At 58.6% G+C, this 24721-nt stretch carries 24 protein-coding genes; 5 read left to right on the top strand and 19 right to left on the bottom strand.

What is annotated here, in order from left to right; genetic code table 11:
* Positions 1–6: 6 nt before the first annotated feature.
* From C8C92_RS23945 to C8C92_RS23885, 14 genes are all read right to left on the bottom strand, one after another.
* Complete coding sequence (locus C8C92_RS23945) at positions 7–540, bottom strand: serine acetyltransferase (RefSeq protein WP_099762300.1); 534 nt, start codon at positions 538–540, stop codon at positions 7–9.
* A complete protein-coding gene (locus C8C92_RS23940; protein WP_279340948.1) occupies positions 537–1397 on the bottom strand; it encodes an NAD-dependent epimerase/dehydratase family protein in 861 nt (286 codons plus the stop codon). The genes C8C92_RS23945 and C8C92_RS23940 overlap by 4 nt, the downstream gene beginning before the upstream one ends.
* Entirely contained in the window at positions 1372–1671 is a 300-nt protein-coding gene (locus C8C92_RS28015; RefSeq protein WP_279340947.1) for an SDR family NAD(P)-dependent oxidoreductase, read from the bottom strand. Before C8C92_RS28015 ends, C8C92_RS23940 begins: the two co-directional genes overlap by 26 nt.
* Positions 1668–2243 (bottom strand): D-sedoheptulose 7-phosphate isomerase, encoded by a 576-nt coding sequence (locus tag C8C92_RS23935; protein WP_099762302.1) that lies wholly within the window; start codon positions 2241–2243, stop codon positions 1668–1670. Before C8C92_RS23935 ends, C8C92_RS28015 begins: the two co-directional genes overlap by 4 nt.
* A 1-nt stretch (position 2244) precedes the next feature.
* Entirely contained in the window at positions 2245–3525 is a 1281-nt protein-coding gene (locus C8C92_RS23930; RefSeq protein ID WP_116745419.1) for an O-antigen polymerase, read from the bottom strand.
* Positions 3522–4712, bottom strand: coding sequence for a glycosyltransferase family 9 protein (locus C8C92_RS23925; RefSeq protein ID WP_116745418.1), 1191 nt, complete (start codon positions 4710–4712; stop codon positions 3522–3524). Before C8C92_RS23925 ends, C8C92_RS23930 begins: the two co-directional genes overlap by 4 nt.
* Positions 4705–5940 (bottom strand): oligosaccharide flippase family protein, encoded by a 1236-nt coding sequence (locus tag C8C92_RS23920; protein WP_165829533.1) that lies wholly within the window; start codon positions 5938–5940, stop codon positions 4705–4707. The genes C8C92_RS23925 and C8C92_RS23920 overlap by 8 nt, the downstream gene beginning before the upstream one ends.
* Positions 5941–5947: 7 nt before the next feature.
* Positions 5948–6943, bottom strand: a complete 996-nt coding sequence (gene rfaD / locus C8C92_RS23915) for an ADP-glyceromanno-heptose 6-epimerase (protein WP_099762306.1) — start codon at positions 6941–6943, stop codon at positions 5948–5950.
* Positions 6944–6951: 8 nt separating this feature from the next.
* Complete coding sequence (gene rfaE1 / locus C8C92_RS23910; protein ID WP_099762307.1) at positions 6952–7887, bottom strand: D-glycero-beta-D-manno-heptose-7-phosphate kinase; 936 nt, start codon at positions 7885–7887, stop codon at positions 6952–6954.
* Positions 7888–7954: 67 nt separating this feature from the next.
* Positions 7955–8818, bottom strand: coding sequence for a dTDP-4-dehydrorhamnose reductase (gene rfbD / locus C8C92_RS23905; protein ID WP_099762308.1), 864 nt, complete (start codon positions 8816–8818; stop codon positions 7955–7957).
* The gene (gene rfbC / locus C8C92_RS23900; RefSeq protein ID WP_099762309.1) at positions 8815–9360 is read right to left on the bottom strand and encodes a dTDP-4-dehydrorhamnose 3,5-epimerase; all 546 of its coding nucleotides are present in this window, start codon (positions 9358–9360) and stop codon (positions 8815–8817) included. Before rfbC ends, rfbD begins: the two co-directional genes overlap by 4 nt.
* 3 nt (positions 9361–9363) lie before the next feature.
* Positions 9364–10257, bottom strand: coding sequence for a glucose-1-phosphate thymidylyltransferase RfbA (rfbA, locus tag C8C92_RS23895; RefSeq protein WP_099762310.1), 894 nt, complete (start codon positions 10255–10257; stop codon positions 9364–9366).
* Positions 10257–11339, bottom strand: a complete 1083-nt coding sequence (gene rfbB / locus C8C92_RS23890; RefSeq protein WP_099762311.1) for a dTDP-glucose 4,6-dehydratase — start codon at positions 11337–11339, stop codon at positions 10257–10259. Before rfbB ends, rfbA begins: the two co-directional genes overlap by 1 nt.
* 484 nt (positions 11340–11823) lie before the next feature.
* Positions 11824–12720, bottom strand: coding sequence for a sulfurtransferase (locus tag C8C92_RS23885; protein WP_165829532.1), 897 nt, complete (start codon positions 12718–12720; stop codon positions 11824–11826).
* Between the two features lie 137 nt (positions 12721–12857).
* On the opposite strand from C8C92_RS23885, the gene dnaE reads away from it, so the two are divergent.
* Positions 12858–16397 carry a DNA polymerase III subunit alpha gene (dnaE, locus tag C8C92_RS23880; RefSeq protein ID WP_243420342.1) on the top strand — a complete coding sequence of 1180 codons (3540 nt, stop codon included), beginning with the start codon at positions 12858–12860 and terminating at the stop codon, positions 16395–16397.
* Between the two features lie 63 nt (positions 16398–16460).
* Here the strand turns inward: dnaE and C8C92_RS23875 are convergent, their stop codons facing one another.
* The 4 genes from C8C92_RS23875 to C8C92_RS23860 all read right to left on the bottom strand — a co-directional run bounded on the left by C8C92_RS23875 (position 16461) and on the right by C8C92_RS23860 (position 19048).
* Positions 16461–16691, bottom strand: a complete 231-nt coding sequence (locus C8C92_RS23875; RefSeq protein WP_071075660.1) for a DUF6139 family protein — start codon at positions 16689–16691, stop codon at positions 16461–16463.
* Positions 16692–16802: 111 nt separating this feature from the next.
* Entirely contained in the window at positions 16803–17801 is a 999-nt protein-coding gene (locus C8C92_RS23870) for a VirK/YbjX family protein (protein ID WP_099762313.1), read from the bottom strand.
* Between the two features lie 43 nt (positions 17802–17844).
* Entirely contained in the window at positions 17845–18138 is a 294-nt protein-coding gene (locus C8C92_RS23865; RefSeq protein ID WP_099762314.1) for a hypothetical protein, read from the bottom strand.
* 88 nt (positions 18139–18226) lie between these two features.
* Positions 18227–19048, bottom strand: coding sequence for a MipA/OmpV family protein (locus C8C92_RS23860; RefSeq protein WP_165829531.1), 822 nt, complete (start codon positions 19046–19048; stop codon positions 18227–18229).
* 156 nt (positions 19049–19204) lie between these two features.
* Here C8C92_RS23860 and C8C92_RS23855 point away from each other — a divergent pair, with 156 nt between their 5' ends.
* The 4 genes from C8C92_RS23855 to C8C92_RS23840 all read left to right on the top strand — a co-directional run bounded on the left by C8C92_RS23855 (position 19205) and on the right by C8C92_RS23840 (position 23589).
* Positions 19205–19891 (top strand): response regulator, encoded by a 687-nt coding sequence (locus C8C92_RS23855; protein ID WP_034786469.1) that lies wholly within the window; start codon positions 19205–19207, stop codon positions 19889–19891.
* On the top strand, positions 19888–21276 hold the full coding sequence (locus C8C92_RS23850) for an ATP-binding protein (protein ID WP_099762316.1): 1389 nt from the start codon (positions 19888–19890) through the stop codon (positions 21274–21276). Before C8C92_RS23855 ends, C8C92_RS23850 begins: the two co-directional genes overlap by 4 nt.
* A gap of 119 nt (positions 21277–21395) precedes the next feature.
* Positions 21396–22991, top strand: a complete 1596-nt coding sequence (locus C8C92_RS23845; protein WP_116745416.1) for an ATP-binding protein — start codon at positions 21396–21398, stop codon at positions 22989–22991.
* Entirely contained in the window at positions 22981–23589 is a 609-nt protein-coding gene (locus tag C8C92_RS23840) for a response regulator (protein ID WP_207781041.1), read from the top strand. The genes C8C92_RS23845 and C8C92_RS23840 overlap by 11 nt, the downstream gene beginning before the upstream one ends.
* Positions 23590–23604: 15 nt before the next feature.
* Here C8C92_RS23840 and C8C92_RS23835 read toward each other — a convergent pair whose 3' ends face one another.
* Entirely contained in the window at positions 23605–24705 is a 1101-nt protein-coding gene (locus tag C8C92_RS23835) for a glycosyltransferase family 9 protein (protein WP_099762317.1), read from the bottom strand.
* Positions 24706–24721 lie beyond the last annotated feature (16 nt).

The following is a 24721-nucleotide window of genomic DNA, read 5'->3' as shown; positions in this document are numbered from 1 at the left end:
AATTATTTAGATGGGTGCGGCGGGAATGCCGACCACGGTCAAGCCAGATGCCACATCCTTGAGAACCACCGCGTTGGCGCCGACGCGTACGTTGTCACCGAGGACGACGGCACCGAGTACCTTGGCGCCGGAGCCGACGATCACATTGTCGCCGACCACCGGGCGCGAAGTGTCGTGGTAGCCGATATCGATCTCGCGGGCGCCAAACGTGACGTTATGGTAAATCGTTGCATTCATGCCGATGCGCAGGGCGCCGATGACCGTGCCCTGCGTATGCGGGAAATACAGGCCTGGTCCGATTTCGCAGCGGACGGCAATTTCCAGGCCGAAGACGACGAAATTAATCAGGGACGCCAGCTTTGCCAGCGGCGACAAACGCTTCTGGAAAAACCAGTGAGACAGCCGAAACAGCACCACCGGCATGAAACGCGGCGAGAAAGACGTCAGCAGCAGGCGTCCGAAAGTCGGTTGCCGGTCCGGCTGGCCGGCATAGAAATATTGCCTGGCCAGATCGGCATACAAGGTGGTGCGCAGACTCATGACATCATCTTACGTTTTTTCAGCTCTTCATTTGCCTTGTCCAGGCCGTCTTCCGGCAAGGGCTGGGAGCTGACCCAGGCAGCGAATTCCTCGATACCGCGCGCCAGCGACACCTGCGGCGTGAAGTTCAAGGTCGCCTTGATCTGGCTCAAATCGGCGTAGCAATGGCGGATGTCGCCCAGGCGATACTGGCCGGTCACTTCCGGACGGACGGTGCCGCCCAAGGCATCGACGAGCAGATTGGCGATGTCGAGCACCGAGGTCGGTTCGCCGGCGCCGACGTTGAGCGTGGCGCCGCTGGCGGCGTCGCTTTCCATGGCCAGCTGAATCGCTTGCACGATGTCGTTGACGTGCACGAAATCGCGGCTTTCCAGGCCGTCCTCGAAAATAGGCAAGCTCATGCCGCGCCTGATGCGGGTCGAGAAAATGGACAGGATGCCGGTGTACGGATTGTTCAGCGACTGCCCTGCGCCGTAGACGTTCTGGAAGCGCAGGATGGCGGTGCTGATGCCGAGCGAGTCGCCAGCAATACGGATCAGGTCTTCTTGCGCGTACTTGGTTGCGGCATAGATGGACGCCGGGCTGGGGCGCGCTGTTTCCGGCGTCGGAATGGCGCGCAATGGGCCCTTGCAGGCGGGGCAGAGCGGATCCCATTGGTGGTTTTTCAGCTGTGCCGCACTGCGGGCACCCGGATAGACCGTGCCATGGGTCGGGCAGGCATACGCGCCTTCGCCATAAATCGAGCGCGACGAAGCGAGAACGATCTTTTTCACCGTATTCGGTTTGTTCGCCAGGATGTCGAGCAATTGCGCGGTCGCCTGCGTATTGACTTCATTGTAGTGGGCGATCTGGTACATCGATTGCGCGGGTACCTGTTTCGGCCGCCAGATGGACGACCGTGTCGACCGTTTGCAAGGCTTGCTCGAGCACGCCGGACTGGCGCACATCGGCGCGAATGAAATGGATGCGGCCGTCGCGCAGCATGGCTTCATCGAGTTGCGGGTAGGGGCCGTGAATTTGCGGCGACAGATTGTCCAGCACGGAGATGCGATAGCCGTCGGCCAGCAATTTGCGGCTCAGATTGGTGCCAATGAAGCCGGCGCCACCGGTGATCAAGATATGTTTGTTCATGCGGACTCCCATTTGCCGTAACCCAGGTTTTTTTCGATCATGGCACAGATGGTGTGCCCGATGAAGATATGTGCTTCTTGAATGCGTGCCGTGACATTGCTTGGCACGATCATCGGAATATCGACCATGCCGGCCAGTTTGCCGCCATCTTTGCCAAGCCAGCCGGCGGTTTCAATGCCCATCGTCTTTGCCATGTCGACCGCATTCATGATGTTTTGCGAATTACCCGACGTGGAAATAGCGATCAGCACATCACCGGGCTGACCTACGCCGGCCAGTTGCCGTGAAAATACGTGATCATAGCCATAGTCATTGGCGATACAAGTGAGGGCAGAGGTATCCGTCGTCAGCGAAATTGCCGCCAGCGCACGGCGGTCGTCCACCAGACGACCGACCAGCTCGGCGGAAATGTGCTGCGCGTCGGCAGCGGAACCACCGTTGCCACAGAAAATGACTTTGCGCTTGTTGCTGATTGCGGTGCTGCAGACGTCGGCAATCTTGATAATTTCATTCTCAATTTGCGGCAGGCGCTGGAATAGTTCGATATGTTCTGTTATGAATTTTTGTAACATTTTATTTGAAAAATTTCTTTTGAATTGAATAGAGAATAAAAGGAATCAGGAAAGAATTTTCGAAAATATTCTTCACGATTGATACGGAAAATGGATCGCGGTTGAACGTGAATGTCATGCAGGCACAGATCAGGCTATAGATTACTATTTTCTGAGTGCTGACGGTTTTCCGGTAATTTCCCATCAAATAGCCAACCGCCGCAAAAAATACGGCAGCGCCAGTGATGCCAAAATTAATCAGTAGTGATACGAAAACATGCAGGCCGCCGAGCGGCATGGCGAAGTCATAGCCAAAATTTAGCGGATTGAGCAGATAGTTAATCTTCCCCGGGAAGATGACCGAAGGAATCAGGTTAATGAAATCACTGATCAGAAACGACGGGAAATTGATTAATGGAAGCTTTCCGCTGGTTAAGAACGAAAAAGATGAAATAGAGGTGAGCAACGGTTCCTGCGCAAGATTCAACGCCATGTTGAACAGCGAAAAATCGCTGCCTGCCCTCAATACCCCCCACATTGCCGCACTGCCGATACCTGCCAACCCCAACACGAAAAATTCGCTGAGCTTTACTCGCCAGGAAAAGTAGGTCGAGAAGAAGATAATTACAGTGAGCATATTGGTTGCAAAATACAGGCGTCCACCCAAAGAGAGCGCCAGAATCGCAAAGAAATAGTACGCAAGCATGAATGGATCGGTCAATACAGGCAATATCTTTTGCATATGTCCATGCTTCATGACCGCGCGCATGAATGCCATGGAAAACAGAATCGAGGTGGACGCGATGAACGTTCCACGTGGCAAAGCATCCTGCACCACGCCATCCTGGTAGTTTTCAAATAATGCAGCGTCATAGCCTGTAAAGAAATAATGCTTGATGGGGATGGCCATCAACGCTGCCAAGCCAATGCCAAGGCAGCTCATGACTGACCAGAAACGTATGGCCCGTTCCGATTTTTGAGTGATCGGCTTGCGCGGCGACTTGCCATTGAAGCTGACGTAATAAAAAAACGTGAAGATGGCATAAAACAGAAAGGACAATACCAGGTATGTCAGGCTGGTTTCATCGGTAATCGAAACAAAGCGCTCAATGACTATCTGCAATTCTTCCGGCGCCGTCGAACCTAACAAAGACGATAGGAAATAAGGCGTCAGCCAATAGTAGGCATAGCCGACGGAAAAGAAGAAAAATCCGTTCAGGCTGATAGTCCCATTTTTAACGCAAAAAATGTAAACTGAAAACAGGATCAACAGATAATTTATCAGGCACAGGAATATGATCATTTGTATATCGCCTTCATGATCGCCAGTGGCAATAAATCATCCATGCATTTTGGTGAAGCATAAATGCAGGTATTGCAACGATCTATTATGTGGCCACGCCCGCAGGGGCCGCACTCCAGTTCCAGCGAGACTGACTGGCAGCGTTGTCCCCAAGCACTGAAACGATGATGGCAGCTTGAGCCAAATATGCCGGTGACATTGATGTTTGACGCTGCCGCGATGTGCATGGCGCCAGAATCATTGCCGATGAAGCGATCACAGTGCCTGAGCAAGGCCGCCATCTGCGCGATGCTGGTCTTTGCGATCATATTGACGACTTTGCCGGGGAAATTCGCTTCGAATTGCGCGCCCAAAGCCGTGTCATCCTTGCCGCCGACGAGCAAAATAGTGAGTTCCCGCTCCGTGTGTTTTTCTTGTAACAGGCTAGCCAGTTCCACATAATACTGCAGGGGCCAGCGCTTCAGGATGGAATAGCCGCCGGACAGGCCCAGGCCGATGAGCATGCTGCCAGCGGGGACGTGCTCCTTGAGGAGCTGTTGTGCATAGGCATCGTCCTGTGCGGCACCCCAGAATTCCAGTGCCGTATCGGCCGGCTGAAAACCCAGGTGGCGCACGATATCGAGATTGCGTTCGACTTCATGCTTCAGGCCAAGCGCAGGCAGGATGTCAGTGTACAACATGTCAAAGCCGGCATTGAGCACCTGCTTGCGTTGCGTCGCTTTTTCCGTATAGGCGATGCGCCGCTTTGCCCCGCTGAAGAGGGCGATGAAGCCCGCATGATGATCTTCGTCAAAGCGCGGGACGATGGCAATATCCGGCTGTTGCAAACGGAAGTGGGTCCAGCAGAACTTGAGGCTCAACCAGTGCCGTATCAACAAGCTTTTCGGCAGCGAACTGCCCCAGTCGTACGTCGTGATATGGTTGACGTACGGACAATGCTGGACCATCGCCTGGATGCGCGGATGTACGATCAGGGTGATGTCGGCATCCGGATAGGCACGCCTCAGTTCGCGCAGCAAGGGCGAATTCATGGCACTGTCGCCCAAGGTCTGGTCCAGGCGCACGACGAGCAGGCGCAAGCCGGCATGGGGCTGCCGGCGCGCCAGCAGCGCCAGGATGCGCGCGCAGAGCAGGCCCAGGAGGACGCTCAAGACCATGAAAGTACGGATAGCGGTATTTTTAATCATCTCTATTATTGCTCTTTTGTAATTTTCTTAAAAGAATATTTTGAATAAGAAAATTAAGCGATTCCATTGCCAGTATCGAAAACAAGGCGCCATAAGCACCGAAGCGGGGTACCAGCAGCAGCATCGCAACGGACAGGAAGGTAAAGTTCCAGACCGCGACCGAGGTGATGAATTTATACTTCCCATGCGCCTGGATGGCAGCGGTACTGATCAAGTTGCCGCACTTGAAAATCAAGATACATCCGATCACATTCAGCATCGCTTGCGCGGCAGCATATTGTTTAAACGTATACAGCAACAGGACATTCGCCAACAGCAGTACTGCCAACAGGGCCAAGCCAGCGTACAGGGCCATGACTTTGCGGTAACGGGCATTTACTGCCGATGCCGCCGCCACCGAGGTTTTCAACGAGCTGGCGATATGGCCATAGGCATTGACGGCCAATGCGCCCGCAATAAATTGAAACGGTTCCACCAGACGCACGGCAAACGCATAGAGTCCCAGTTCTTCAGCGCTACGGAATTTCTCCAGGAAAAACACATCCATGCGTCCATAGGTGATGCCCAGGATGGTCGCGGCGGCAATCGGCAAGGTCATTTTCAGCAGTTTCAGCATGCCCGGGAAATTCAGGCAGGCCAGGCTACCGCGCATGACGGGCACCTTCGCAATCAGGAACAGGCCAACCAGGGCTTCGGCCGCAGGAATGGAAAAGAATGCCAGCGCCGGATTGCTGGCAAACGTGAACAAACCATAAAAAACACCGAGTGACAACAAGCCCGCCATGGCCACGAACGGCGCGATATGGCGCCCGCGCATCTTGGCGATAAAAAAATTGATCGGCAAGTTCATCAGCAGCGGCGACATGACCATGAGCGCAAAGGGCAAGGTCGAGCCAAGCTCGCCAGGCCGCAAATGCAGCATGACGACCGTGCTGGCGATGGCCACCAGCAAACCCAGCACCAGCTTGGCGCTCATCGCCGCACCTATCGTCTGACGCAGCACCGCCTTGTTGCGATGCGATGCATACTCGCGCATGGTGTACGTATCGATGCCGAAATCGGCCAGCAGGCGTCCAATTTCGGCAACCGTAAAGAACAGGGCAGTCGTGGCAAAATATGCCGGTTCCGAATAGCGCGCCGCAATCAGGAGAGCGAATATCCGCACGCCAAATGAGGCACCCCGTATTAATGCTGTGAGTATCGAGTTCTTTAGTATGTTCTTTAGCAAGATAATCTCATCGGGCGTGCAGCCAGTTCCGGATGTACCTGCTCACTCCCTCCGAGACGGAGTAGAACGGTGCGTCATAGCCGGCTGCCCGCAGGCGCGAGATATCTGCCTGGGTAAAGGATTGATACTTGCCGATCAATGCATCGGGAAACTTGATGTATTCCAACATGCCTTGTGCCACCATGTCTTCACGGGTCAGTGGCGCCAGCGCATCGAGTTCGCGGCAAGTGTTGACGGCAGCGACGGCGATGTCATTGAACGGCTGCGATTGTCCGGTACCCAGATTGAAAATGCCGGACTGTTGCGGGTGATCCAGGAACCACAGATTCACCTTGACGACATCCTCGACGGAAACGAAGTCGCGCAACTGCCCGCCATCGGCATAGCCATCGCGGCCTTCAAACAGCTTGACCTTGCCATGTTCGCGGTATTGATGGTAGTGGTGGAATGCCACCGATGCCATGCGTTGCTTGTGCTCCTCGCGGGGGCCATAGACGTTAAAGTAGCGGAATCCGACCACCTGGGAAGTCAGGTCGGCCATGCGTTCGCGTACGATCTGGTCGAACAGGAATTTCGAATAGCCATAGATATTCAATGGCTTTTCAAACTCGCGCTCTTCCTTGAAGATGCTGCCCGTGCCATACACCGAAGCGCTGGATGCATACAGGAAGGGAACTTTATTTTCTTGGCAGTAATCGAGCAAGGCCAGCGAATAACGGAAATTGTTTTCCATCATGTATTTGCCATCCGTCTCCATGGTGTCGGAACAGGCACCCTGGTGAAAGACGGCGCTGATCTTTCCTGCGTATGCAGGGCTGGCCAGCTTGCTCAAGAACTCCGTCTTGTCGATGTAGTCGCTGATATCGCAATCGACCAGATTGCGGAATTTATCGCCGCGCGTCAAGTTGTCAACTGCGATGATTTGGCGATGGCCACGCGCATTGAGCGCTTTGACGATATTGGAACCAATGAGTCCTGCAGCACCTGTTACAACGATATACATACTTTCTCCTAGCAGAACAGTTCTTCTTGGCTTACCACTGCCGTGCCCAGCTTGCCGACAACGATGCCGGCCGCGCGGTTGGCGATGCTGATAGCTTCTTCATAGCCATACCCGGCCGCCAGCATCAGGCCGAGCGTGCCGATCACGGTATCTCCGGCGCCGGAGACGTCAAAAACCTGGCGCGCAACCGTGGGCTGGTGCAAGACCTCGTCCTTCTGGTAAAGGGACATGCCTTCTTCGCTGCGCGTTACCAGCAGCGCGTCGAGCTGGAGCTCCTGGCGCAGCGCCTGGGCTTTTTGGGTCAGCGCGGCTTCGTCGGACCAGTTGCCCGCCACGGCCTGGAATTCCATGCGGTTAGGTGTGAGCAGCGTCGCTCCCTTGTAATGGCTATAATCGCTACCCTTGGGGTCGACGAGGACCGGCTTGCCCAGCGCACGCGCGGCAACAATCATTTTTTCCGCATAGCGCAGGCATCCCTTGCCATAGTCGGACAGAATCACCAGATCATGTTCGCTGACCAGCTTGGAGTAGATTTCGAGCTTGTTCGTCAAAATCTCGTCCGTAGGAATTTCCTCGAAATCAATGCGCAGCAATTGCTGTTGACGAGACAGCACGCGCAATTTCACAGTCGTGGAAATATTGCTATCTCGATATAGCTGTGTATTGACGTCATTTTCTTTGAGTAAGCTTTCCAGAGTATCGCCTGCCTCGTCCTGGCCTATGACTGAAAGTAACGTCGCCTGGCCGCCCAGGCTGGAAATATTACGCGCCACGTTGGCCGCGCCGCCCGCGCGGTCTTCGCGATGGGAAATCTTCGCGATGGGAACCGGTGCTTCCGGGGAAATGCGATTGACTTGTCCAAACCAGTAGCGGTCGAGCATAACATCGCCGACGACCAGAATCTTTGCTTTGGATAAAGTATCTTTATAGCTATGGTTAACCATGATATGAGTAATTGGAGTATGCGATGCCGGAGGCCGCTGAGCCGACGAGCGTTAGGCAGGGGCAGAGTCAGGATTGACACAACCTTAAAGCGGCGTCCCATTGTGGTAAGGGACCAAAGCGGTCGATCAGCTTGGCGCAAGAGAGCAGAGAATACATGGGGCGCCTGGCGGGCAAGGGATAATCGGTCGTGGCGATGGCTTGAACGTGTACAGGTGCGGCCGGCGGGGTGTTGCGCAGGATTTCTTCCGTGAAGCCGGCCCAGGAGGTGCTGCCTTGCGACGTCAGGTGATACAGTCCGCCATTTTCCCGCCACCAGCCATGGTCGCCGGTGCGCGACTGGCTGACGATGTGCGCCGTCACGTCGGCAATCGTGCGGCACCAAGTGGGCGAACCGGTCTGGTCGCCGACAATGCGCAGTTCGCTGCGGTCCTGCGCCAGACGTTGCACGGTCAACAGGAAGTTCTTGCCGCGCGTGCCATATACCCAACTGGTACGCAAGATCAGGTGCGCTGCACCCGAGGCGGCGATGGCTTGTTCGCCTGCCAGCTTGCTCTTGCCATAGATGTTGAGCGGATTGGTGGCGGCCGTTTCCACGTAGGGTGTCGTGGCCGTGCCGTCAAACACATAATCGGTGCTGTAATGGATGAGGGCTGCGCCCAGCCGTGCGGCTTCCTCCGCCATGATGCCCGGCGCCTGCGCGTTCACACGCATGGCCAGTTCCTCGTCGGTCTCGGCCTTGTCGACAGCCGTGTAGGCGGCAGGATTGATGATCAGGTTTGGCTGGATTTTGCGGATAACGTCGCGTACCTGATCCAGGTCGCTCAAGTCCATCTCGCTGCGGTCGACAGCGATAATATGACCGATGCCCTGCAGGCTGCGTTCCAGCTCATAGCCGACCTGGCCATTTTTTCCGGTGATGAGGATTTTCACGCGAACACCTCGGCGTCCGCCAGCAGTTTGCCCAGCTGGTCTTTGCTCGACAGCATGGGCTCGCCATCGCCTGGCCAGGTGATGCCTAGAGCCGGGTCGTTCCAGAGTATGCTGCGTTCGAATTCAGGCGCCCAGTAATCGGTCGTTTTATAGAGGAACTCGGCCGACTCGCTCAGGACGATGAAACCATGCGCAAAGCCTTCCGGAATCCAGAGCTGGCGCTTGTTCTCGGCCGACAGCGTGACACCGACCCATTGCCCGAATGTGGCCGAGCTGGCGCGCAAGTCCACCGCGACGTCAAAGACTGCGCCTGCGGTAACGCGCACTAGCTTGCCTTGCGGTTGCTGGATCTGATAGTGCAGGCCGCGCAGGACATTCTTGCTGGACTTGGAGTGGTTATCCTGGACGAAATTGTCTGCAATACCCGTCAAGTCGGCAAAGCGCTGCTGGTTGAAGCTTTCGTAAAAAAAGCCCCGGTCATCGCCAAATACGTTGGGTTCGAGAATCAATACGTCGGGAATGGCAGTGGTTTGAATTTGCATAGCTTAAAAAATCGTATCATTCAACAGGCGTAACAAGTATTGTCCGTAACCGTTCTTTTTCAGCGGTTGGGCCAGTTGTTCCAACTGGGTGGCAGTAATGTAGCCTTTGCGGTAAGCAATTTCCTCAGGGCAGGCAACTTTCAAGCCCTGGCGATGTTCGATGGTGGCAATAAACTGGCCCGCTTCGAGCAGTGACTCGTGCGTCCCCGTATCGAGCCAAGCCATGCCGCGGCCCATGCGTTCCACCTTGAGCGTGCCGCGCTTCAAATAGACGCGGTTGACATCGGTAATTTCAAGTTCGCCCCGGGCGGACGGCTTGATCGATGCAGCGATATCGGCAATGTCCTTGTCGTAAAAATACAGGCCGGTGACGGCATAATTCGACTTTGGCTGCAAAGGCTTTTCTTCGATACTGATGGCTTGCTGATTGGCGTCGAATTCCACCACGCCATAGCGCTCCGGATCTTGCACATGATAGGCAAATACGGTCGCGCCGTCGGTGCGCTCGGAAGCGGCAGACAAGCTCGATTCGAAATCATGGCCATAATAAATATTGTCGCCCAGGATTAATGCCGAGGGCGCATCGCCCAGGAACTCGCGGCCGATGATGAACGCCTGTGCCAGACCATCGGGTGATGGCTGTACCGCATAGCTCAGGTTAATCCCCCATTGGCTGCCGTCACCAAGCAACTCCCGGAAACGGGGCGTATCGGCGGGCGTGGAAATGATCAGGATGTCGCGTATTCCCGCCAGCATCAACGTTGTCAGCGGATAGTAAATCATCGGCTTGTCGTACACGGGCAACAGTTGTTTCGAGACCGACATGGTCACGGGATACAGGCGTGTGCCGGACCCCCCAGCCAGGATAATGCCCTTGCGAGCCAGTTTGGCTTCCATCAAGCCTCCGTATTCTGTTCGGCGCGGGCCGTATAATTTTTTTCAAGCCACGTCAGGTAGGCGCCGGACTGGACGTCGCGCACCCATGCATCGTTGTCCAGATACCACTGCACCGTCTTGCGGATGCCCGTATCGAAGGTTTCTGAAGGCTTCCAGCCCAGTTCGCGCTCAATTTTGCGCGCATCGATGGCATAGCGGCGATCATGACCTGGCCTGTCGGCAACATAGCTGATTTGTTCGCGATAGCTGCCGCCAGTTGTCTTCGGTTGCAGTTCATCGAGGATGTCGCACAGGGTATGGACGACGTCGAGATTGGCTTTTTCGTTCCAGCCGCCGATATTGTAGGTCTCTCCCGTGCGTCCGCTTTCCAGTACCCGTCGAATGGCCGTGCAGTGATCGCTGACATACAACCAGTCGCGCACCTGCTGGCCATCGCCATAGATAGGCAAGGACTTGCCTGCGCGTGCGTTGGCAATAATCAGGGGAATCAGCTTTTCCGGGAAGTGGTAAGAGCCATAATTATTCGAGCAATTGGTGGTCAGCGTCGGCAAGCCATAGGTGTGATGATAGGAGCGCACCAAATGGTCCGAGGCTGCCTTTGTTGCCGAGTAAGGGCTGTTGGGCGCATAAGGTGTGGTTTCTGTAAACGGCGCATCGTCCGGGCCCAGTGTTCCGTATACCTCATCGGTCGAGACATGCAGGAAGCGGAATGCCGCGCGTTCTGCTTCAGGCAGTGCTTGCCAATGGACTCGCACTGCTTCCAGCAGGCTGAAGGTGCCATTGATATTGGTGCTGATGAATTCTGCTGGTCCATGAATCGAACGATCGACATGGCTCTCCGCCGCGAAATGCACGATGGCGCGTGGCTTATGCTGTGCCAATAACTGCGCCAGCAAGGCGCTGTCATTGATGTCGCCTTTGACAAACATGTGACGCGGGTCGTTTTGTACCGCCAGCAAGTTATTCAGATTTCCTGCATACGTCAGCTTATCCAGATTAATTACCGGTTCATTACTTTGCGCGAGCCAATCCAGAACAAAATTCGATCCGATAAAGCCCGCACCACCTGTCACTAAAATCATCTGAGCTTCCTGTGCAAAAAAATACAAATAAGAGGTACTGCTTAATTCATTTCTTTAAAAATAATAGGCAACGAGAATCTGTCTATCCAAGATGCGTATATTTCATGATGTTAATAACTGAAAAAATCAATCAATCCTTAACTCTTGATTATAATTCAGAACCCCCTAAATTGCCATGTTTGCAGTAGTTTGGGCACGTCCTGGTCAACGCTTTCCGCAAGGTATGTTGTTCTTTTTCCATAGGCAAGCCGCATGGGGGCAGGTCGGCACGAAGCCGCCGCCGGTTGAATCTTTCGCATGACTCACTGAGGCAGGGGACGCCAGTGTTTATGAGAATGGCAAACAAATCCAATATTGTTACATTTGTTTGCTTTTTGAGCCGCCTGGACACTGCCAAGCCTGGCAGAAAAAATGCTGATCAATTGCCATTGTGAAATTGATTTTTTAAGGATGTCGCCTGGGAAATGGCGACATCAGAAGCACATCACGGCATCGTTTTATCGTGGCAATGCGGGCAAGACACCTCATACACGTATTCCGGCGCCAGTTGCTGGCGCGGCGTGACGACGGCGCGGCAGACGAAGCATTGCACCGTTTCCGTCGGTTCCAGTTTCGGGTTCAGGGCCGTGCGGTAGTCGAACACGAAACAGTCGCCCGTATAGTGCTCGCCGCCCACTTCCTCGAAATATTTCAGGATGCCGCCGTCGAGCTGGTACACGCTGTCGTAGCCGATTTCCTTCATGTGGATGGCGGCCTTTTCGCAGCGGATGCCGCCCGTGCAGAAGGTGACGACGGTCTTGCCTTCCAGTTCTTCCTTGTGCGCGGCGGCAACGGCCGGGAATTCCGTAAACTTGTCGATACGGTAATCGAGCGTGTTGTTGAACGTGCCCACGTCCACCTCGAAGGCGTTGCGCGTTTCCATCATCACCACGGGTTTGCCCGCGTCGTCGACGCCGGCGTCGAGCCAGCGCTTGAGCGTGTGCGCATCGACGGACGGGGCGCGGCCCAGTTCCGGCTTGATCAGCGGCATGCGCATGGTGATGATTTCTTTTTTTAGCTTGACCAGCATGCGCTTGTGCGATTGCTCGTTCGACAAGCTTTCCTTCCATTCCAGATCGGCCAGACGCTCGTCGCTGCGGACCCAGGCGAGGAAGCTGTCGATATGCTCACGCGTGCCCGACAGGAACATATTGATGCCTTCCGGTGTCAGCAGGATGGTGCCCTTCAGTTCCAGCGCCAGGCATTGCTCCTGATACAGGGGACGCATGGCTTCCGTATCGTCGAGCGTGATGAATTTATACGCGGCGATATTGACAAACGTGACGGCCAGCGGGTTGACAGCGGCGGAAACGGCGGGTGTTGCTGTGGTGATGGCTTGCATGATGGCGATCGGCTTAGACTGAACAGCCGATATTATAAGCCCGACGGGCCAGGCCGGATACCCGGTCCGCACGCGCGACGCGGTAGAATAGACCCCATTGAATTTTGCACGAAACGGTACACAGGATGGAAATGGTAATGCAAGAGGCCGGCGCTCCGGCAGGTTCACAGCAAGCGGTGCAGGCCGGTCCCGCCTTCGTCCACTTGCGCGTGCACTCGGAGTACTCGATCGTCGATGGCCTGGTGCGCATCGACGACGTGGTCAAGGCGGCGGCGAAGGACAAGCAGGTGGCGCTGGCCGTCACCGACTTGTCGAACCTGTTTGGCATGGTCAAGTTTTACAAGGAAGCGCGCGGCAAGGGCATCAAGCCCATCGTCGGGGTCGACGTGTGGATCACGAATGACGACAACCGCGAAAAACCGTCGCGTTTGCTGTTGCTGGCGAAGAATCGCATGGGCTATTTGCAACTGTGCGAACTGCTGTCGATGGCCTGGCTGACCAACCAGTACAAGGGACGTGCGGAGCTGCGCACCGAGTGGCTGCAGGCGCTGGCGACGAATACCTATGACCTGTACCCGGGCGAAAGCGCGGCGAATGGCTTGATCGCCCTGTCCGGCGCGCATTTCGGCGATGTTGGCATTGCTATCGAGAATGGCAACCTGGCCTTGGCCGAACGCAACGCCCAGCGCTGGGCCGAGATTTTCCCCGGCCACTTCTATGTCGAAATCCAGCGCGGCGGCCAGGCCAACCAGGAAGCGCAGGTGCGCCATGCGGTGGCGCTGGCGGCCAAGCTCGGTTTACCCGTGGTCGCCACGCATCCCGTGCAATTTATTTCCCCAGAGGAATTTATTGCCCACGAAGCCCGCACCTGTATCGCCGAAGGCGAAATGCTGGCCAACGCCAAGCGCGTGAAGCGCTTCAATGACAGCCAGCGCTTCCTGTCGCAGGCGGACATGGCGGAATTGTTCGCCGACTTGCCGGTCGCATTGGCCAATTCCGTGGAAATCGCCAAGCGCTGCAACCTGACCTTGACCCTGGGCAAGCCACAACTGCCGAACTTCCCCACGCCGCCCGGCATGACGATCGACGAGTTCCTCGTTGCCGAATCGCAGGCGGGCCTGGAAAAACGGCTATTGCAGCTGTATCCCGATCCCGAGCGCCGTGAAAAGGAGCGCCCGCGCTACGAGTCGCGCTTGAAATTCGAGACGGACACGATTTGCAACATGAAATTCCCCGGCTACTTCCTCATCGTGGCCGAGTTTATCCAGTGGGCCAAGGAAAACGGCGTACCCGTCGGTCCGGGCCGCGGTTCGGGTGCCGGTTCGCTGGTGGCGTATTCGCTGCTCATTACCGATCTGGATCCATTGCAATACAACCTGCTGTTCGAGCGTTTTCTCAATCCCGAACGCGTCTCGATGCCCGACTTCGATATCGACTTTTGCCAGGAAGGGCGCGACCGCGTCATCCAGCACGTCAAGGATTTGTATGGCAAGGAGGCCGTCTCGCAGATCGCCACCTTCGGTACCATGGCCGCCAAGGGCGCGATCCGCGACGTGGGCCGCGTGATGGACTTCGGCTACAACTTCTGCGACGGCATCTCGAAGCTGATCCCGTTCAAGCCGGGCAAACCCGTGTCGATCGCCGACGCCATCGAGGAAGAGCCGTTGCTCAAGGAGCGGCTGGAAAACGAGGAAGAGGTCAAGCAGTTGCTGGAGCTGGCGCAGCAAGTCGAAGGCATCACGCGCAATATCGGCATGCACGCGGGGGGCGTGCTGATCGCCCCCGGCAAGCTGACAGACTTTTGCCCGCTGTACACGCAGGGTGGCGACTCGGGCGTCGTGTCGCAGTACGACAAGGATGACGTGGAGGCCGTCGGCCTCGTGAAGTTCGACTTTTTGGGTCTGACTACGCTCACCATCCTCGACCGCGCCGTACGCTACATCAAGCAGCTCGATCCCGCGCAAGCCGATTTCGACCTGGCCACCTTGCCGCTGAACGACAAGCCGTCGTATGACTTGCTGACCAAGGCCAAGACCGTGGCCGTGTTCCAGCTCGAGTCGCGCGGCATGCAGGGCATGCTGAAAGACGCGCGTCCCGACCGTTTCGAAGACATTATCGCGCTCGTGGCCCTGTACCGTCCGGGCCCGATGGACCTGATCCCCGACTTCTGCAAGCGCAAGCACGGCGAACGCTTCGATTACCCCGATCCGCGCACGGAAGCGATTCTGTCCGAAACCTACGGCATCATGGTGTATCAGGAGCAGGTGATGCAGATGGCGCAGATCGTCGGCGGCTACTCGCTGGGCGGCGCCGACATGCTGCGCCGCGCCATGGGTAAAAAGAAGGCCGAAGAGATGGCCGAGCACCGCGAGATCTTCCGTGCCGGTGCGGCCAAGGATGGCTTGACGGCCGCCAAGGCCGACGAGATCTTCGACTTGATGGAAAAGTTCGCCGGTTACGGTTTCAACAAATCGCACGCCGCCGCCTACGCCTTGCTGTCGTACCACACGGCGTATTTGAAGGCGCACCACACGGCCGCCTTCATGGCCGCCAACTTGTCGCTGGCCATGGATGACACGGACAAGATCAAGATCCTGGTGGAAGACTCGCTGGAAATCTGCAAGCTGACCTTGTTGCCGCCGGATATCAACGAATCGGACTACCGCTTCACGCCGAGCGGCGCGGCGCCGTCCGTGAGCGGCAAGAAAGTCACGCAGATCCGCTATGGCCTCGGCGCCGTGAAGGGTTCCGGCCAGAACGCCATCGAAGCCATCATCGCCGCGCGCGAAGCGGGCGGACCCTTCACCAGCCTGTTCGATTTCTGCAAGCGCGTGGATAAAAAGCAAATTAACCGCCGCACCATCGAGTCCCTGATACGCAGCGGTGCCTTCGACTGTCTGAAGGTCGACCGCGCCATCCTGCTCGCATCCGTGGCGTTCGCCATGGAATGCGCCGATCAGGCCGCCAAGGCGGCGAATCAGGTGAGCCTGTTCGGCGGCGACGACAGCGACATGGTGGCGCCGCCCGAGTACGTCAAAGTGCCCGTGTGGAGTGACAAGCAGCGCCTGACGGAAGAAAAGATCGCCCTGGGCTTTTACCTGTCCGGCCACCTGTTCGATTCGTATGCGCCCGAGGCGCGCCGTTTTGCGCGCACGAAACTGTCTGAATTGTCGCCGTCGCGCGAACCGCGCATGATGGCGGGCGTCATCACGGGCTTGCGCACGCAGATGACGCAGCGCGGCAAGATACTCATCGTCACCCTGGACGACAAGAGCGGTACGGTGGAAGTGACCGTGTATGGCGAATTGTTCGATGCCAACCGGAAAATCTTCAAGGAAGATGAATTCCTCGCCGTCGTGGGCAAGGTGTCGGAAGACCGTTTTTCGGGTGGCTTGCGCATTACGGCCGAGAGCGCCTTCGACATCATCGCCGCGCGCGTGCAGTATGGCCGCCAGTTGGGCCTGACCTTGCCGGCCACGCTGGATGCCAAGCGTATCCGTGACGTGATCCTGCCGCACCGGGCCGAGACGGGCTTGCCGATCGCTGCGCGGGTCAGCCCGCAAGGCGTCAGTTGCGTGCTGCAGTTCGGGGACGAGTGGAAAGTGGCGCCATCGGATGAATTGCAGATGGCACTGGAGCAAATGCTGGGTGCGCAAGAGGTGGCGGTCGAATACTGACCGGCACCGCCCGGCGCAGACAACAAAGCCAAACTGCAGACATGCTGGTTTGGCTTTTTTCGTTTACATGTCTTTCAGGCCCGTGATCGCGTAACCCTTGGCGGCGATCTGCTGGTGCGGCTGTTCGATATGGTAGTCGGGCAAGATCTCGGCATCGTCGGCCACTTCGCTGGCGCGTACTTCGAGTTGCCAGTCGGTATTGGTCACCTCTTCAGGAATGATCTTTCCTTCCGGCACGGCGAGGTAGGAAAAAATGCCGTCGTGCTCGGCCCGGCGGTAGATGTCTACGCGCATGAATGCCTCCTAGTAAACGTTGGGGGAACCGGCGCACCGCAGTGCGTGCCGATAGTGCTAGCGTAACAGGATTGTGCCGTGCGCGGGTTGAAGCGTGTGCCGCAGGGGGGCTCAGGCCGCAGCGTCAGCGTAGTCGTTGTCTTCCAGGTCGGTCGCTTGCCGTGCCTCGTTGGCGGCTGCCGCAGTGCCTGCCGTGGCGACCTGCACCGGGCTGCGATGGGCGTCGAGGCCGCTACGCAGACTGCCGATCATGGCCAGCGTCAGTTCGTGGCGTTTGCGTGCTTCCGAGCGTTTTTTTGACGGAATGTCTTCCAGGGCAGGCAGGGGCAGGTTTTCGCATGGCAGCTCAAAATCGCCATCCTTGCGTGCCTGGGCGCCAAGTTCTTGCCAAAGGGAATTGTAGTCGGCGAACAGCCGGCCCTTTTTGGCGGAATGGTGGACGGCGCGGTTGGCGTTGCCTACAAGCACCATGTTGCGGCAGCCATGTTCATGTCCCAACTGGCGCACCAGGCGTACCATCAGGGCCTTGGGGCGCATGCCATGCAGGTCGCGCGTGGCTTCGCGCACGCGGCGCAAGCCTTCCGCGCCGCGCGGACCCTGGATGCAGCCGATGCCCACGCCCATGCTGGCGCGTGCGCGGGAACCGAAAAAGGAAAACGCGACCGAGTAGATCACATCATCGCCATGCGCCAGTTGCAGCACCATCTCGCCTTCGCGGTCCATCGGTTGTAGCGAGCACAGCTGCAGGTGGTAGGGCGCACCCGATTTTCCCAGTACGGTACCCAGACGCACGGGCGCGCGCGCCGCCTGCGTCATCAACTTGCCCCAGCCTTGTTGCAGGATGAAATGATAGTGCTCGACCAGCAAGGCGACGCGCTGGCGGCATGACAGGTTCGTGCTCAGGTAATGGCGGTACACCTTGTGCATCATGCGCGGATAGGCTTGCAGCAAGTCCTTGAACACGGGATGGGAATTGAGCAGCTGTAACCAGATGCGCGTCTGCCGGCGCTGAAGCTGCGCCCGCAATTGCAGCTTGAGCAGTTCGCGCACGCGTGACATGCCCGGCTGCATATTGCTCAGGCCCGCATGCAGGGTAATAGTTTGTGTCATCAAAGAGTTTCCATGTGTGTGTATGGCGGGCGCCGGCGGCGCTTCAGGCAGGCGGCGGCCCGCTCATGCCGTCGGTATCGGCCAGCAAGACCGTGGCGCTGCGCGTGGCGCGCGCCAGCTTGCGTGCCAGCGCGCCGGCAAAGCGGCGCTGCCAGGGGCCGTGCCGCAGGGCCGGCGGGACGATTTCGTGGCAACCGAGCAATTCAGCCGTATCGAGGATCGTAAACAGCAGCTCGCCGGCGACAATATGCGTGCTGAAGGCGAGCTGCGAACGGTCTTGCCGCCCGCGCCTGCGGCGCTGTCCCGGGCGCGGTGCATGCATGGAAGGGATGGCCATAGTCGGAAAACCATGCCATCTTATCCATGCTGTTCCCCTCTGTAAATTAGCGAAACAGCGTACGGGGTCCCCTTATGTCGCCCCGGTTTTAATAGCGGTAGGTGACATACACGGCGCCGATCGGGGATGTCTTGCGCTGCACGATGGGGCTCTTGGCCGCGTCGCCCATGCGGTGCTCGACGCCGACCAGGGTATTGATGCCCCAGCGCGCATCGAAGCGGTGCTCCCAGTTGACGGTGGCCTGTGCTTCATAGAAACCGCCCTTGGGCGTGTATTGCTTGAACGAAGTATTTGCGGCCTGGGTGGCCGTTACGCCATACATGGTCTGCACGTACTTGCGCTCGCCCCAGCCCAGCTGGCCACCAATGCTCACGCTGTCCTGCTGCACACCCTTGGCATCGGCGCGGCCGTAGATCTGGCCTGTTGCGCCGAAATGCACGTTCGCGCCATTTTCGCGATTCGACAGGGGAATGTCGCTCGACACGCTCAGCGACAGGCCCGGCAATGGCGAATAGCCTGCGCTGAGCAAGGCGCTGGCGTTGCCCTTGACCTCTCCCATGCCCTTCAGATAATCGCTGCCACCCCAGCCGTTGACGCCCGTGCGCTTGTGGTCTTCGCGCTTGCCGCGGTAGCCCAGCGCGGCTCCATAACTGAAGGACCCAGCCTGGCCGCCATAGCCGATGCCGCGCGAGGTGCTGATGAACAGGCCATTGGCCATGGCATAGTCGAGGATGATCAGCGGCGAAGCCGACAGTTTGTCGGAGCCGGAATAGCTGGACACGGCGGCGACGCCGCCACCGATGGTGAAGACGTTTTCCGCAGGCGGTTCGGCCGCCACGGCGGCCAGGGGGGTGAAGATCATGCCGCTGGCAAGTGCCAGCGAGGTCAGCAGGGTTGTGGGTGCGTGCATGGGTTTTCCGTCAGGTGGAGAACCGAGTCCGGAGTGGCTCGATTGACTGCTGACAGTATCGGCCTGTGCCATGAAGGAAAAATGAGCCTTTTATTAAGATTGCATGAAGAGCGTGTCTTTACCCATTCTTCAGCTTGTGATGGTTTAATACTCACCATGAAGATACTGCTGATTGAAGACGACATGGACCTGGGCAACGGCGTGCGCATCGCCTTGCGCGACCAGGGCATGCAAGTGGTGTGGGTGCGCAGCCTGGAGGATGCTGCGCGCAGCATCGAACACGACAGCTGCGAACTGGTGCTGCTGGACCTGGGCTTGCCGGACGGCGATGGCCTCGACTTGCTGGCCCGGCTGCGCGCAGCCCGCCTGCCGGTGCTGATCCTCAGCGCCCGCGATACGCTGGAACAGCGCCTGCGGGGTCTGGACGGCGGCGCCGACGATTACCTGGTGAAGCCGTTTGTGCTGGCCGAACTGCTGTCGCGCGTGCGCGCGCTGGCACGCCGCAGCTATGGCTTCGATGGCGACACCATCGAGTTGCGCGGCCTGTTGCTGCAAGTGCCCACGCGCCGTGTCAGCGTGCACGGCCGGCCGGTGGAGCTCACCGCCAGTGAATATGCCTTGCTGAAGACCTTGCTGATGCGCGCCAACCGCGTCATTACGCGCCGCGTGCTGGAGGAACATATCCTGCCCGGCGGGCTGGCCAATGCCAGCAATACCCTCGATGTGCATATGGGTAACCTGCGCCGCAAGATAGGCGAAGGCTATATCCGTACCGTGCGCGGCGTTGGCTATGTCATCGACCAGCAAGGCGAAACATCCACTCCGCCGGGTGCCGGCGCATGATGGGGCGTTTCTGGGCCATGCTGCGCCGGCCTACCCTGGTGCGCCGCCTGATGCTGGCGCAGATGCTGATGCTGACCGTGCTGTGGAGCCTGGCGGTCGCGTATGTGCTGATCGAGGGTACGGGCGAAGCGAGCAATGTGGGCCGTGGCGTCTTGCACGCCATTATCAGCGTGGCCGATAACCTGGCCGAGCAGCCGCCGCGACAGGAGCAAAGCTTGCGCGCCATCGACGAAGCCTTGCGCGAAGAGTTTGAAATGGGGAAAGTGCCGGAACTGGCGCCGCGCATCCTGGTCTGGCGCGAGGGCACGCTGGTCTACAAATCCCCCGCAGCACCCAGCGGTATTCGCAGCGCCGGCCCCGAGCAGATGGAAGTGATCTACATCAAGGGACAGGCCTGGCGCAGCCGTAGCCTGACTGAGGGGACCACGCGCGTGACGGTGCTGGAAGTGGGCGGGCCCTGGCAGTTTTTTATCACGATCAATTCACATGGCTATTACCTGTTGCCGCTGCTGATCAGCCTGCCGTTCTTGCTGGTGCCGGCCTGGCTGTCGATCCGCCTTGCCATGCGCCCGTGGCGCAAGGTGGCGCAGGAGGTAGCGGCGCGCGGGCCGCAGGATTTGCGTCCGCTGGCGTTCAAGCCGCCGCATGGCGAACTGGCGGCATTGGTCGACAATATCAACGCTCTGCTGCAACGGGTCGATGCCAGTGCCGCGCGTGAACGTAGCTTCATCGCCGACGCTACGCATGAGCTGCGCACGCCGCTGGCGGCCATGCGCGTGAATGTCGAGGCCTTGCAGGGCCAGGCACATGACGCACGCCAGCAAGAGTTGCTGGACGGTATCTTGAACAGTGGTAACCGTGCCGCGCGCCTGGTGGGGCAGTTGCTGCAACTGACGCGCAGCGAAGTGCAGGCAGGTGCTGGCGAGCTGCCGCGGCGGCAGGCGCTCGATACCTTGCTGCAAGATCGGCTGGCGGCCCTGTCCGGCCTGGCCCAGGCGGGCGATATCGAGCTCGAGTTGCAGGCCAGCGTTTCGCTCAGCGTGCCCGGACAGCGCGAGAGCCTGGTGTCGCTGATCGACAATCTGGTGGAAAACGCCATCAAGTACAGTCCGCGCGGCAGCAGCGTGACGGTGTCGCTGCATGCGGAGCGGGGCCAGGCCGTGTTGCATGTGGCCGATCAGGGGCCGGGTATCGCGCCGGCGCTGTATGCGCGCGTGTTCGATCGCTTTTTCCGCGCGCCGCAGCAGGTACAGCCGGGCAGTGGCCTGGGCTTGTCCATCGTCGCTTCTGTCGTACGCCAGCACGGCGGCACGATTCAGTTACATAGCGGTAATGGCGGTATGGGCTTGCTGGTGGAGGTCAGGTTGCCCTTGGCCGATGCCTGAGTGCGCTGGGGAGCTTTGTGATATGGCATGAAGATTATTGCATGTGCTTGTAACGCAAGATGACATGGCGTGGCGCGCGCCTGCGATGCATAATGCGGGACAGTTAAAAAAACACCGTTATGCGCCCATTCCTGTCCCGCTACATGCCGTATCCGTCCTTTGTCGGCCTGTATCTGCTGTTTGACTGGGCCACGTATATCGACCCGATGTACGGGCTGAACATCACCCCCTGGAATCCCGATCCCGCGCTGGGCCTGGTGTTTTGGCTGATCCACGGCCGCAAGGCGGCTCTGCCGTGGTTTATTGCCTTGCTGGCTGGCGAGGTGCTGGTGCGCGGCATGCCGGCAGGTCTGCCCCTGACCTTGCTCTGTTCGGCGTGGCTGGTGCTCGGCTATGGCGGTATCGGCGCTGCTTTGCGCCGCAGTTTCAGCAGCGGCGATATCTTCGACAACCGGCGCCGCCTGAGTACCTGGGTCGCCATCGTGCTGTTGGGCACCGTGCTCAATGCGCTCGGCTATATTTCATTGCTGTCGTTCACGGGACGCATACCGGCCGGCGAGTGGGGCACGGCCGTATGGCGTTTCGGCATCGGCGACACGGTCGGGATGCTGGTGTCGATGCCGCTGATCTGGGTACTGTTCAGCGAGCGCGGGCGGGAGCGCCTGCATGCCGCCGTCTGGCGCTGGGAAACCCTGGCGTATCTGGCCCTGGCCAGCTTTGTGCTGTGGAGTGTCTTCGGTTCCATCGTGCGTTCCGAATACAAGCATTTCTATTTCCTGTTTCTTCCCGTGATCTGGGCCGCCTCGCGCCAGGGCTTGCATGGCGCCGTGCTGGCCGTGTTTGTATTGCAACTATGTATCATCACCCTGGTGAAATGGACGCATGCGGTCGATATTCAGTTTTATGAATTGCAACTGCTCGATGCTGTGCTGGCCCTGGTGGGATTTTTTATCGGCATCGTCGTCGATGAAATGCGCCAGGTGGCTGACGAACTGAAACACACGATGCGGCTGGCGGCTGCCGGCGAGATGGCAGCCGCGATCGCGCATGAGCTCAACCAGCCGTTGACGGCCTTGTCCACTTACGGCAAGGCGTGTGAATACCTGCTGGAACGGGGCGAGAACGGCGCCTTGCTGCAGAGCGCCATCGGGCACATGATCGTTGAATCGGGACGCGCCGCGGACGTGGTGCGCCGCCTGCGCGACTTTTTCCGTACCGGCGCGATGCAGCTCGAGGCGGTGGAGGCAAGCGCCTTGATCGAAGGCTTGGCGCGCCAGTTCACGCCGCTGTTCCATGAACATGGCATCGAGCTGCTGCTGGCGCCGCCGTCGCCGCTGGCCGTCAATGCGGACCGCCTGCAAATCGAGCTGGTACTGCGTAACTTGCTGGCCAATGCACAGGATGCGGTGATGGGCCAGCCGCGCGGCCAGCGCCGCATCACGGTCTCGGCCGAGCCCCTCGACGGCGGTCGGCTGCGCCTGTCCGTGGAAGATAGCGGGCCCGGCATTTCCAACAGCCTGGCCGCACGCCTGTTCGAACCGTTTGTCTCGACCAAGGCCAGCGGCCTGGGGCTGGGGCTGGTGCTCAGCCGTAGCATCGTCGAAGCGCATGGCGGCCAGCTATGGGCCGAAGTGGGCAAGCATGGGATTTTTCGTTTTATCCTGCCCTTGGCGCACGCCAGTGCAGCCGCGACGGGAGAGTGTGGTGACAAGTAATTTGACGGTATTTATCGTGGACGACGATCCCGCCGTGCGCGATGCACTGGGTTTGCTGTTGGGTATACGCGGCTATCGCACGGCCCTGTTTTCCTGTGGCGAGGATTTCCTGCACAGCTGGCGGCCCGAGTGGGCCGGTTGCCTGCTGATCGATATCCGCATGTCGGGCATGGATGGCCTGAGTCTGCAGCGCCGCCTGCTGGAGCTCAACTGCATGCTGCCCGTCATTATCATCACGGGGCACGGCGACGTGGCGCTGGCACGTCAGGCATTCAAGGCGCAGGCCAGCGATTTCCTGGAAAAACCATTTGACCACGACAAGCTGCTGGCCGCCATCGATGAAGCGTTTTCGCGCGAGGCGCACGCACGCGGCCAGTTGCAGCGTCAGGTGGAGGGCCAAGCTTTGCTGCGCGCCTTGACGCCGCGCGAGCGCGAGGTGATGCAGTTGGTGGTGACGGGTCAGCACAACCGCGATATCGCCCCGGCGCTCGGCATTTCCGTGCGTACGGTGGAAGTGCACAAGGCGCGCCTGATGGACAAGCTCGGTGTCGATAATGTGGCCGACCTGGTGCGCATCAGCATGCTGGGCACCGGTTAGCCGCTGCGGCGTTGTCTAGGCGATGGTCTGCAATACCTGATCGACCGAGATCGCCTTGACCCAGTCGCTGCGTCGCGCCACCGTGATGACGGTGCTGTTGGCGCTGTCGAACGGGGCCCATTCGGGATTTTTCTTGCGCATCAGCGCCACCACGGGCACATGCACGGCGTTCGCCAGATGCATGATCGACGTTTCCACCGAAATAATCAGGTCACATTGCGCCAGCATGGCCGGCAGCTGGAAAAAGTTGTCGACGGCGCTGAAGGCTTGCGTGCGCGGCAAGCCATGCGCTTGCACCACGGCATTCACCTTGGCCAGTTCCTGCGGCATGGCATTGATCAGGAAGCAGGCATTTGCCCACTTCGGCATCGCCTGCATGCGTGCGATCAGCTCGGCAATGCGCTCCAGCGGCCAGCCGCGCTTGTGCGATTTGGCGAACGGATTCAGGAGTACGAGCGGACCCTGGCGCGGGGCGAAGCCCCAGGCGTTCAACTGTTCCTGCGCCTGCTGCAACGCGAGTTCGGGAACGTGCACGAAGGGATAGCGTTCTGCCACGGGAATGTCGAGTCCCGTCAATTGATGGAACCAGTCCGCATACACGCTGCTGATATGGTGCTCGCCGGCATCCTGCCCCGCATACGACGCCAGCACGGCATCGATCTTGCGGTAGGCCAGGTAATGCCAGGGGCGTAGCGGGCTGAACGGTTTGCGCGTGCCGATCACCAGCCCACGCGGGCTGATCGCGCGGGCAAGATCCGCGTACTGCTGCGGCCGTACGTGGGCCAGCGACACGACGACAGGATAGTGCTCCGCCTGTGCTTCGCGCAAGGATTCTTCATAGAGCGCGGGGCTGTAGGTCTTGCGGTACACCTTGGCGAACAGGCCCGACTGTTCTACCCAGTCATACAGCGAATAGGTGCGCAATCCTTCCCATTGCCTGGCGTCGGACGTACGGCGGACTTCGTCGACCCACAGGTGGATCTGGATATGGGGATAGGCCGCAGCAAAGGCGCGGAAACCGTTTTGCAGGTAGGTAAAGTCTCCCAGCGCCAGATGGGCGATGAAAAGAATTTTGTCCGTCTTTTGTAGAAGTTCGGCGGGAATCAGAGGCGTCATGTATCAGTACGATTTC

This window comes from Janthinobacterium sp. 78, assembly GCF_003096775.1.
GTDB classification, from domain to species: Bacteria; Pseudomonadota; Gammaproteobacteria; order Burkholderiales; family Burkholderiaceae_D; genus Janthinobacterium; species Janthinobacterium tructae.
Note: the sequence above shows the minus strand (reverse complement) of the source record. Positions and strands in the feature narration are given on the sequence as shown.